17 protein-coding genes are annotated in these 9394 nt (G+C 65.0%); 7 read left to right on the forward strand and 10 right to left on the reverse strand.

What is annotated here, in order from left to right; genetic code table 11:
• Nucleotides 1–29 precede the first annotated feature (29 nt).
• A complete protein-coding gene (locus I6F09_RS22100) occupies nucleotides 30–311 on the reverse strand; it encodes a hypothetical protein (protein ID WP_036013199.1) in 282 nt (93 codons plus the stop codon).
• A gap of 211 nt (nucleotides 312–522) precedes the next feature.
• Entirely contained in the window at nucleotides 523–843 is a 321-nt protein-coding gene (locus I6F09_RS22105) for a hypothetical protein (protein ID WP_225189039.1), read from the reverse strand.
• Between the two features lie 125 nt (nucleotides 844–968).
• Between I6F09_RS22105 and I6F09_RS22110 the strand changes: the two genes are divergently transcribed.
• The 3 genes from I6F09_RS22110 (at nucleotide 969) to bfr (ending at nucleotide 2338) form a co-directional block, all read left to right on the forward strand.
• Nucleotides 969–1283 carry a hypothetical protein gene (locus I6F09_RS22110; RefSeq protein ID WP_225151384.1) on the forward strand — a complete coding sequence of 105 codons (315 nt, stop codon included), beginning with the start codon at nucleotides 969–971 and terminating at the stop codon, nucleotides 1281–1283.
• Nucleotides 1284–1443: 160 nt separating this feature from the next.
• Nucleotides 1444–1716, forward strand: coding sequence for a (2Fe-2S)-binding protein (locus I6F09_RS22115; RefSeq protein ID WP_036013202.1), 273 nt, complete (start codon nucleotides 1444–1446; stop codon nucleotides 1714–1716).
• Nucleotides 1717–1849: 133 nt separating this feature from the next.
• Nucleotides 1850–2338: a bacterioferritin gene (bfr, locus tag I6F09_RS22120; RefSeq protein WP_036013205.1), complete on the forward strand. Its 489-nt coding sequence runs from the start codon at nucleotides 1850–1852 to the stop codon at nucleotides 2336–2338.
• Between the two features lie 95 nt (nucleotides 2339–2433).
• Here the strand turns inward: bfr and I6F09_RS22125 are convergent, their stop codons facing one another.
• Together I6F09_RS22125 and I6F09_RS22130 are read right to left on the reverse strand one after the other, a co-directional pair.
• Complete coding sequence (locus tag I6F09_RS22125) at nucleotides 2434–3036, reverse strand: MSMEG_1061 family FMN-dependent PPOX-type flavoprotein (RefSeq protein WP_225189040.1); 603 nt, start codon at nucleotides 3034–3036, stop codon at nucleotides 2434–2436.
• 76 nt (nucleotides 3037–3112) lie between these two features.
• Nucleotides 3113–3466, reverse strand: a complete 354-nt coding sequence (locus I6F09_RS22130) for a hypothetical protein (RefSeq protein ID WP_036028558.1) — start codon at nucleotides 3464–3466, stop codon at nucleotides 3113–3115.
• Between the two features lie 258 nt (nucleotides 3467–3724).
• Between I6F09_RS22130 and I6F09_RS22135 the strand changes: the two genes are divergently transcribed.
• Together I6F09_RS22135 and I6F09_RS22140 are read left to right on the forward strand one after the other, a co-directional pair.
• Nucleotides 3725–3994 carry a DUF2277 domain-containing protein gene (locus I6F09_RS22135; protein WP_225189041.1) on the forward strand — a complete coding sequence of 90 codons (270 nt, stop codon included), beginning with the start codon at nucleotides 3725–3727 and terminating at the stop codon, nucleotides 3992–3994.
• 93 nt (nucleotides 3995–4087) lie between these two features.
• Complete coding sequence (locus tag I6F09_RS22140; protein WP_036013212.1) at nucleotides 4088–4303, forward strand: hypothetical protein; 216 nt, start codon at nucleotides 4088–4090, stop codon at nucleotides 4301–4303.
• Here I6F09_RS22140 and I6F09_RS22145 read toward each other — a convergent pair.
• From I6F09_RS22145 to fabG, 3 genes are all read right to left on the reverse strand, one after another.
• Nucleotides 4300–4824 carry a collagen-like protein gene (locus tag I6F09_RS22145; RefSeq protein ID WP_036013214.1) on the reverse strand — a complete coding sequence of 175 codons (525 nt, stop codon included), beginning with the start codon at nucleotides 4822–4824 and terminating at the stop codon, nucleotides 4300–4302. The two genes, I6F09_RS22140 and I6F09_RS22145, sit on opposite strands and share 4 nt — an antisense overlap.
• A gap of 172 nt (nucleotides 4825–4996) precedes the next feature.
• On the reverse strand, nucleotides 4997–5245 hold the full coding sequence (locus tag I6F09_RS22150) for a helix-turn-helix domain-containing protein (RefSeq protein WP_157281651.1): 249 nt from the start codon (nucleotides 5243–5245) through the stop codon (nucleotides 4997–4999).
• A 181-nt stretch (nucleotides 5246–5426) separates the two neighbouring features.
• Nucleotides 5427–6194 carry a 3-oxoacyl-ACP reductase FabG gene (fabG, locus tag I6F09_RS22155; protein ID WP_225189042.1) on the reverse strand — a complete coding sequence of 256 codons (768 nt, stop codon included), beginning with the start codon at nucleotides 6192–6194 and terminating at the stop codon, nucleotides 5427–5429.
• Nucleotides 6195–6305: 111 nt separating this feature from the next.
• Here fabG and I6F09_RS22160 point away from each other — a divergent pair, with 111 nt between their 5' ends.
• The gene (locus I6F09_RS22160; RefSeq protein WP_109144714.1) at nucleotides 6306–6791 is read left to right on the forward strand and encodes a molecular chaperone DnaJ; all 486 of its coding nucleotides are present in this window, start codon (nucleotides 6306–6308) and stop codon (nucleotides 6789–6791) included.
• A gap of 78 nt (nucleotides 6792–6869) precedes the next feature.
• Here I6F09_RS22160 and I6F09_RS22165 read toward each other — a convergent pair whose 3' ends face one another.
• The 3 genes from I6F09_RS22165 to I6F09_RS22175 all read right to left on the reverse strand — a co-directional run bounded on the left by I6F09_RS22165 (nucleotide 6870) and on the right by I6F09_RS22175 (nucleotide 8175).
• Entirely contained in the window at nucleotides 6870–7121 is a 252-nt protein-coding gene (locus tag I6F09_RS22165) for a hypothetical protein (RefSeq protein ID WP_225189043.1), read from the reverse strand.
• 238 nt (nucleotides 7122–7359) lie between these two features.
• A complete protein-coding gene (locus I6F09_RS22170; RefSeq protein ID WP_036013227.1) occupies nucleotides 7360–7620 on the reverse strand; it encodes a hypothetical protein in 261 nt (86 codons plus the stop codon).
• Nucleotides 7621–7791: 171 nt separating this feature from the next.
• Nucleotides 7792–8175 carry a RidA family protein gene (locus I6F09_RS22175; RefSeq protein WP_036013230.1) on the reverse strand — a complete coding sequence of 128 codons (384 nt, stop codon included), beginning with the start codon at nucleotides 8173–8175 and terminating at the stop codon, nucleotides 7792–7794.
• A gap of 519 nt (nucleotides 8176–8694) precedes the next feature.
• Between I6F09_RS22175 and I6F09_RS22180 the strand changes: the two genes are divergently transcribed.
• Nucleotides 8695–9129: a hypothetical protein gene (locus I6F09_RS22180; RefSeq protein ID WP_036013234.1), complete on the forward strand. Its 435-nt coding sequence runs from the start codon at nucleotides 8695–8697 to the stop codon at nucleotides 9127–9129.
• The last annotated feature ends 265 nt before the right edge of the window (nucleotides 9130–9394 follow it).

A 9394-nucleotide genomic window follows, 5' to 3' on the forward strand; every position in this document is an offset into this window, starting at 1 on the left:
TCGCGGCGCGCATGCGCCAGGCAATCAGATCAGTAGCAGACGCGAACCGGGCGGCTGACCCAGCCGTAGCCGTCCCAATAGCGCTCGCGGCGCCAGTAGCAGGGCGCGGGCGGCGGGGGCTCGGCGATGTAAACGGGGCCGCCATAGGCCGGACGGCTGGAGGCGATTGCGCCGCCGACGATGGCGCCGCCGATCAGGCCGGCTGCGATACCGGCGCCGACGCCGTCATGGGCCTTCGCGGACGGAGCGGCGGTCACCAGCGAACCGGCGACCGTCGCGACCGTGAGGGCGGCAACTAAAGTCTTGTTCATGCTCTTGGCTCTCCTGGGAGATGGGTTCCTCCTGCTAGAGGCGCCCGGGTTTCAAAGGTTCACGCACACTCTGATAGAATTGGCCTTGCAGCTAGGAAGCGCGCAAATGGTCAATCCACGGTAAACGCACACGGAGCTGTGACGAGAAAAAGCGGTCTTTTTCAGGCCCTGAGATGAACGGCGCATCCGTAGTGAACCGGCTTGGCGCGCCTCAGCCGCAGACTCGGACGCGACGGACGCGCCAGGCATAGCCATCCCAGAAGCGCTGCTTCTGCCAGACGCAGCCGTCGTAATAGTCGTCGGCAACATAGCCTGGACCCGGGGCGTAGTAGCGCGGCGGGTAGTAGCCCGGCCCATAGTAGCCATAGCTAGGCCCGTAATAATACGGAGAAGCCAGCGCGCCGCCGACAATGGCGCCGCCGATGATCCCGGCGGCCACGCCTGCCGCGACACCGCGCTGGGCATGGGCCGGCGTTCCGGCCGTCAGGGCCAGAATGGCGACGGCAGCGACCGCCAGGAGCGACTTCTTCATTGCTTGACCTTTCAGACGAACACGCGGGAACCTTTGGGCCGCAAGGTTCCATATTCCGCTTGAATGATCAATGAACGGCACCTTTGCCGGAGACGACCAATTGGTATGGGTCCCACCGGGAGGCGATGATGGGCAACGCGATGGTTAATGCTTTGATTGCGGCCGGGATCGTTTTCGCGGTCGGCTACGGCTGGATCGCACATCTCCAGAACCGCGCACGGCGCTCCCGCGCTACCGCCGGCAGCCACGGAGGGAGTAGCGGGGAGAGCACCTATTCCGGGACGAATGACGGCTTCTCGCTGGGAAGCTGGTTTTCCGGCGGCAGTTCGGGGAGCTCTGGCGACGGCGCAAGCTGTTCCAGCAGCGATAGCAGCAGTAGCGGCGGCGACTGCGGAGGCGGTGGCGACGGCGGAGGAGGAGGCGGCGGTGGCGGCGACTAGTGGGCTACAATCTTGATCCAGCGCAAGAGCTTGATTTAGAGCCGTTCTAGGCTTTGATCAGGCCAGTTTGGAATAGCTTCAAATACCTGTTTTTCCTTTTGCATCCGGCCGGCCTGTTAAATATCGATGATGGCGCATCACCGAAGGGCCTGCCGCTTCCATGATCGTTTGTTCCTGTAACGTGCTGAGCGATGATGATATCCGCGCCGCCGTCGCCGAGTCCGACGACGCCGTGCGGCATGCCAAACAGGTCTATGGCTGTCTCGGCTGCAGCGCCGAATGCGGGCGCTGCGCCCGGACGATCAAGAGTATCATCGACGAAGCGCTCGGCCCCTGTGCGCAGTCCTGCTGCGCCGGCTGCCCGCATAGCCACACCGTGGCCGCCAACGACGAGACCGCCGAACCCGCCGAGTTCGCCCTCGCGGCCTGCTGAAAACTTCCGCAATTCCGGCTGAGCTTTTCCCCGGCTGGGTTCCCGTAGCCGGTTGCTCTCGCTCGCAAAGTGATTTAGAAGCGTTCTAAACTCGGTTTGGGACCGATTTGGACTGCAAGAGCTGGAGTGAACCATGCAGGGCGACGCAAAAGTCATCGACTATCTCAACAAGGCGCTGCGTCACGAGCTGACTGCGATCAATCAGTACTGGCTGCATTACCGCTTCCTCGACAATTGGGGCCTGCTGGACATGGCCAAGGTCTGGCGCAAGGAATCCATCGAGGAGATGGAGCACGCCGACAAGCTCACCGAGCGGATCCTGTTCTTCGACGGCTTTCCGAACATGCAGGTGCTCGATCCCCTGCGCATCGGCCAGAACGTCAAGGAGATCATCGAGTGCGATCTCGCCGCCGAGATGAGCGCGCGGGCGCTCTATCAGGAAGCGGCGACCTACTGTCACAGCGCCAAGGACTATGTCACACGCGACCTGTTCGAGAAGCTGATGAGCGACGAGGAGCACCACATCGACTTCCTCGAGACCCAGCTCGATCTGATCGGCCGCATCGGCCTCGAGCTCTACACCCAGAAGCATGTCGGCGGGCTCGAGGGCGAGGGGCACTAAGCTCGGGCCCGGCTCCCTCCATCGTCATGGCCGGGCTTGACCCCGGCCATCCACGTGTTGCCGCACGTCGTTTCGTTTTGCGGAACCGCTCTCGGCTACAGCTGCGTCTTGTAGAGCTCTTCCACGGCCTCCTGGCTCGCCGGTTCGCCGAGGCCGGTCTGCTCGTGAATGACCGTGACGATGCTCGGCATCACCGAGCGCTGCACCTTCTCCGACCCCCACAGATTCGAGCGCATCAGCGCCTTGCCGCAATGGAAATAGACCTCGCTGACCGCGACGTTCAGCACCGCGCGCGGCGGCTTGCCGAATTCCACCATCGAGGCGAGCAGATCCGGGTCGGCCGACAGCGTGCCGCGGCCGCCGACGCGCAGCGTCTCCTCGATGCCCGGCACGAAGAACAGCAAATGCACGAAGCCTGAGCCTTCGACGACGTTGCGGAAACTGTCGATGCGGTTGTTGCCGGAGCGGTCGGGCATCAGCAGCTGGTTGGGGCCGGCGACGCGGACGAAGCCGATGCCGCCGCCGCGCGGCGAAGCGTCGACGCTGCCGTCCGCTCCCGATGTCGCGAGCACGCAGAATGGCGACATCTCGATGAATTTCTTCGCATGCGCATCGATCGCGGGCCGTGCCTTCGCGATCACGCGCGGGCTCGGCTTGGCATAGATGGTGGCGAGGTCTTCGGCGCTAAGATTGGTCAACGGCGTGCCTCCGCTTCAGCTGGGCTTCAAGCTACCCGATCGGGCCGTCGCCAGCCATGGAAATCACCAAGGCGCGTTACACCGCATCCGCCGGCACGAAGCAGCTGATGATGATGGAGCCGCGGTGGTGGACGTACCACACCACGGCCTGGCCGATCGGATTGCCCTGGTCGCGGATGATGGCGCGTCCGGGCACCTCGATCCATTGTCCCTCGATCGGCACCCAATAAGCGCCATTGCGCACGTCATACTCGGTGCGATGGCCATCGGAGATGTCGCAGCAGGGAACCCCGTTCGGCGCGATCACGCTCTTGAACCAGGCGCGGATGTCGGGCGGAACGTGGTCGTATTGGCCATTGTCGCGCGCGAACGCAACGTTTGCCAGCGCTGTCGCCGCAACCAACCAAACGCACAGTGCGAGCCTGTGCATGCGATCCTCCTCGTCGCGTATCGTGCCATGGGCGCGCGATTGTCCTGCGCGTCTTTCCCTATCGTTGGCACGGATTAAGCCTGAGCCGTCACTGCAATGCATGCTCAAATAATATGCGATGCCGGCGCCCCGCTTATCTCGCGCTGCGAGATCAGCTTGTGGCGATGCGCACCCACCAAGTTGGTCGCAGAAGCGAGAAGGCGGATGTAGGATTTCGGCTCGGACCTTCGTCTTAAGGAAAACGCCGGGAGAAAGTGCATGTGCCGCAACATCAAGATGCTGTTCAACTTCGAGCCGCCGGCGACGGAGGATGAGATCCACGCCAGCGCGCTGCAATTCGTGCGAAAGCTGTCGGGTTTCAACAAGCCGTCGCAGGCCAACGAGGCGGCGTTCGATCGTGCGGTGGCCGAGGTCTCCGAGGCGGCGCGAAAGCTCCTGACCTCGCTGCATACGAACGCACCGGCGCGCGACCGCGAGGTTGAAGCGGAAAAGGCGAAAGAGCGTTCGCGGCTGCGCTTCGGTACGTGAGGTCAGGCAGCGTGCTCCGTGATCTGGCTCACGGTATCTGCTGCCTCGGCTTGCGATGGTGGCGGCCGGGGTTTTGATCGCCCGGAGCACGACATGAGCCACCCCCTTCTTCCTTTGAAAGCAGGTGCCATCGTCTTCACGCTGCTGTGGACCGCGTGGATGATGTGGTGGAGCGGCTCGTTCTCGAGCGCGAACGTGATCATCCTCGCCCTGTGCGGCGCGGCGGTCGGCTATTTCTGGTATCGCGCCATGCGCTGGCAATTCGAGCGCATGGGCATGCTGCCGCGGCGCGAGGATCGGCCCGACTAGACCCGTCGGCTATCCTTGCCCTGCTTCTTCTTTTTCTTTTTCTTCCTGTGATCGTCGACGTCATCGCCCTCGTCATCGACGATTGCCTCGTCGGTCTCCTGGACGGCGGCTTCGAGCGCTTCGCGCTCGGCGGCTTCGCGCTCGCGTTGGCGGCGGCGTTCGTCCCAGGCATCGAAGAGCTGGTCGAGCCAGGGCAGCACCTGCTCGATCGACGGCAATTGGCCGGGCGGACCCGGCTCGCCGCGCGGGCCTTGCGGCCCCGCCGGTCCCTGCGGCCCGGCAGGTCCCGGTGCGCCGGCTGGCCCACGCGGACCGGCTTCGCCCTGTTTGCCTTGCGGACCGGGCTTGCCGGGCGGCCCGGCCTTTCCGACCGGGCCCGGCTTGCCCTGCGGCCCGGGCTTGCCGCGTGCGCCGTCGGGGCCGCGCCGGCCCGGATGCCCCTGTGGCCCCGGCCGTCCCGGCTCGCCTTGCCGCCCGCGAGGCCCCTGAGGCCCCGGCCGTCGTCCCTGGTCGTCTGCCACGCCACCGCTCCCTTCACCTGGAGCAAGCTACTTAGCGGCGTTTGACGACAGCAGCAATTCTGCCCGCGCATCGTGCCAGGCTTGATCAACATCAATCGGCGGCGCGAGCGGCCGCCTCATCGATCGCGCGTGGCTGCGCAGCGCGTTGTCGCTGGCCGACCGATGTCGTGCGCTAATCCTGACAGGCGGGCACGTCGATGCCGGAGGCGGCATAGAGCCTGATCTTGTTGCGCAGCGTGCGCACCGAAAGGCCGAGCACGCGCGAGGCGCGCGTGCGGTTGCCGTCGCAGCGCGCCAGTGTCTGGAGCACGAGCTCACGCTCGACCTCGTCGACGGTGGCACCGATCAGAAGCGGAACGATCTGGTTCGGGGCAAGGAATTGTGCGTCCGGCCCGGACGCGGCGACATGAACAGTGGTCATCAAAACACCTCCCGATCAACGCCCGCTTCCATCGTCGGAAGCGGATCGAGAACCAACGACCCCCAAGCCGTGAATCTACGGTGGTCCGGTTTGGTTAATGAAAGGTTAATTGGAGGGGCTGCACCGAATTGATCTTGAGAATGCCCAGATGCCGCCGCGATTGGTGCGAGCCTCGCATCCCTCACACCGTGCGATAGCCGCCGTCCACCATCACCATGGTTCCGGTGACATAGGCCGACAGGTCGGAGGCGAGGAACACCGCGGGGCCGACGATGTCCTCGGGCTTGCCGGTGCGCGCCAGTGGGGTGTGATCGATGAAGGCCTGCACCAGCGCCGGATTGGTCGCGCGCACGTTGGCGTTGATGTTGGTCTCGATGAAGCCGGGGCCGATCGCGTTGACGCGCACGCCTTCCTTGCCGAGCTCGACCGCGAGCGCCTTGGTGAAGCCGAGCACGCCGTGTTTCGAGGTGGTGTAGGCCGCCGAGCTCGGCGTGCGCAGATGCACGAAGGACTGGATCGAGCCGATATTGACAATGCGGCCTTTGCTGGCGCGCAAGGGCGCGAGGAACGCCTGCGTCACGTTGAAGACGCCGGTGAGGTTGAGCGAGATGATGTCGTTCCAGTCCTTCGCCACCGTCTCGGTCTCCGCGGTGAAGGCGTTGCGGCGGGTGATGCCGGCATTGTTGACGAGGATCGAGACCTGCCCGATTTTGTCCGCGATCTGCCTGGCGAGCGCGAAGCAATCCTCGCGCCTGACAACGTCGAGGGCAAAGCTCTCGGCCTTGCCGCCCGCTTGCCGGATCTCCTGCGCCGCCTCCGCCACCGTCTCGGCGTTGACGTCGAGCAGCACGACCTGCGCGCCCTCCCGCGCATAGCCGGTGGCGATCGCCCGGCCGATTCCGGAACCGGCGCCGGTGACGACAGCGATGTGGTTTGCGAGCAGCGCCATGGCAGTTTCCTCCCGTTTTCGTTTCGAAGTTTCACGAAACGCTAACGCGAAATTAAGGGGTCGGAAACGGCGGCCTTGGCATACTGATCCTGATTGGTAAACGTTGCGCGCATGATGGAACGGCTCGAAACCTGGAAACTCGCTCTGGAGCGGCTGCGGTCGGCGCAAGCGCCTGACTGGGCCGAGGCCGGCCGGCTGGTGGCCGAGATCGCGCGGATGAGCAGCGACGTCACGCTGCGCCAGGCTGCCGAGCAGGCGCTGCCGGTGCTGCGCCAGGCCGTCGACAACGACGATCACAGCGTGACGCTGGCGGCCCAGCGCCGTATCAGTGTGGTGCTCGAGGTCGTGCACGATCTGACCGCGCCGCGCTTCGGCCGCCGCAACGCCGCGCCGAAGAAGCTCTCCAGCGAGGACCGCGCGCGCAAGGTGCTCGGCCTGCCGCTCGCGGTGCAGCTCACTTGCGAGGACATCAACCAGGCCTATCGCCGCGCCGCCAAGGGCCTGCATCCCGACCAGGGCGGCAGCGCCGAAGCCTTCATCGACCTCGCCGCCGCGCGCGACATCCTGATCCATCCCGGCGCGCACAAGGACGCGTGAGCGTTTCAGGCCTCGAAAAGCAAACCGGGCAAGGACGCCCGCGTCCTTGCCCGGTTCTTCGTCCGCCGATCGATTACCTTACCACTTGCAGCTGCCGCTCTTGAGCGCGGCGTCCTTGACCACGAGTGCATCGACGAAGGTCGGCACGCTGGCGCTGGCGCGGTGATAGCCGGCCGGCCACGGCGTGGTCGGGATGCTCTCGTCCCAGATCTGGCAGAAGCCGGTGTCCTGCCAGCGGATCAGATGATAGCTGGCTTCGGCCGGGCTCGCGGCGACGAACGCGGTGACGGCAAGACCGGCGGCAGCGCACAGCATGGAAATACGACGCATGATCAGCTCCTCAAATGAATGATGTGATGCGCCTCCCGACAATGACGGGGAGGGGTGGTGCGGGACGCGCTTGGCATGCGCCCCGGACAAGATGTGAGTAGTTCCACCCGCCGCCGAGGTTCAAAGAATTTGCGCGGGACAGGTCTGATGGCGGCCGGGGAAGCGCTTCAGGCCACGCAAAGCAAAAGGGCGGATCGCCCGCGCGACCCGCCCTCCAAACGCTACTCTCGCGCCCGGCTCAGAGCGTGCACTTCCGCTCGGTGCGCATCTTGATCTGCAAGTCCGAGGCCTGCTGGAAGGTCGGGAACGGCTTGCTGACGACCTTGTAGGTAGAGACCCCGAACTGGAACGGCTTGTACTGCAGGTCCTCGTTCCAGACTTGGCAGATGCCGGTGTTGTCCCAGCGGATCACGTAATAGCCGACCTTCGCGGAGGCGGGCACGGCGAACACGGAACTAGCGATGCCGGCAACGGCACTGAGCGCGAGAAGGCGACGCATGAAGTATCTCCTGGTGGGACATGGGTGGTGGGACATGGGACCGAAAAAATTCGTGCGGTAAAAGCAGGTCCTTTGCAAGCCGGGGGGCCGCCATTCACGGACATGTCAGCTGTGCCCAACGCATTTGGTTTGGACGCGTGCCCGATAGGTCACACGCAGCTTAATCCGCTCCTACTTGGCCAGCGAAGCGACCGCCTCGATCTCGATCAGCATCTTCGGATCGGGCAGCGCCTGCACCACGCAAGTCGTGCGCGCCGGGTACGGCGGCGGGCCGAAGGCGCCGGCATAGAGCGCGTTCATCGCGGCGACGTCCGAGGCGCGGGTCAGGAGCACGTTGACCTTGACGAGATCATGCATGCCGGCGCCGGCCTCGCCCAGCACGCGCTTGATGTTGACGACGACATTGGCGAACTGCGCCTCGAAGCCATCAGGCAACGCGCCTGATACATCGAAGCCGGGAATGCCGGAGACGAACAGGAGGTCGCCAACCCGCGTCGCAAAGGACAGCGGCGGCGCCTTGACATGCGGCGGGGGCGCGAAATGCTGGATCGGCATGGGATCACCTCAGGACGGGGGCGGACGCAGGAGCGTAGCGGCTGGCGCGGGGATGCTCAAAACAAAAGTGCGAAAACAACCCCATGCACAGTAGGCGCCGCACGGAAATCATTGATGTTTTCCAGAATTCGCCAAACGCGAAGCATTCGGTTGCTCCGTCGGGCAAAACAGGGGCATTATGGCATGCTGGCGGTTGGTGGTCTTCGCCTCTCCCCGCGTGCGGCCTGCGCGTGGCGAGAGAGCAGGCCATTCACCCGTCATTGCGAGGAGCCCTTGCGACGAAGCAATCCAGACTGCCGCCGCGGAGCGATTCTGGATTGCTTCGCGGAGCCTGTCATCGGGCCGCGCTTCGCGCGGACCCGTTGGCTCGCAATGACGGAGCATGAGGACCTTCCGCGAGTCTCGCCGCCGCCTTGCTTGCGGAAACGCCCGCCGATCATGTTGCCGCCGCGATCGATCAGGTACATTCGCTCCGTCTGATTCGAATCCTCCTTTAAATAACAGCCCCCGGAGACCCCCATGAAGCTCGCATCCACCCTCCGCGCCGCGTGCGTCGCCATCGTCGCCCTGGCTGGCCTCTCGACGACCGCGCAGGCCGACAGCGGCTTCGTGACGCTGACGATCTACAAGGCGGGCTGGATCATCGGCGGCTCGGGCGGCTCGGGCGTGCTGAACTTCCGCGGCCGCTCTTACGGGCTTTCCACCGGTGGCCTCGACTACGGCCTCGTGTTCGGGGGATCCAAGACCGTGCTGCGCGGCCGCGTCTCCAACATCAACCGTCCCTCCGATGTTGCCGGCGTCTACGGCGCCGCCGGTGCCGGCATCGCCGTCGGCTCCGGCGCCCGCGCCATCGTGCTGACCAACCAGAAGGGCGCAGTGCTGGAGCTGTCGGGCACGCAGGTGGGGTTGATGGCGAATGCGGATCTCAGCGGGCTTGCGATCACGATGCGGTAGAAGACGGTGCCGTAGGGTGGGTTAGCCCTGCGGATCCGCGCAGCGAATCCGCGGGGCGTAACCCACCTCTTTGGCGTCTCCGGAGACGAACAGTGGTGGGTTACGCTTCGGACAGCGCTTCGCGCCGCCCGAAGCTAACCCACCCTGTACCCTTCTGGCGTTCGGAGGCCAGTCAGTTGGTGTAGGCTGGTCGCCGGGCCGATCCGCCGGGAGCCGCCTTGCCCACCTGTGCCTAGAGCACCGACGTAGGACCCGCGCCCTGGCG

Origin of the sequence: Bradyrhizobium sp. IC3195, assembly GCF_020193585.1 — a bacterium.
Classification (GTDB): Bacteria; Pseudomonadota; Alphaproteobacteria; order Rhizobiales; family Xanthobacteraceae; genus Bradyrhizobium; species Bradyrhizobium yuanmingense.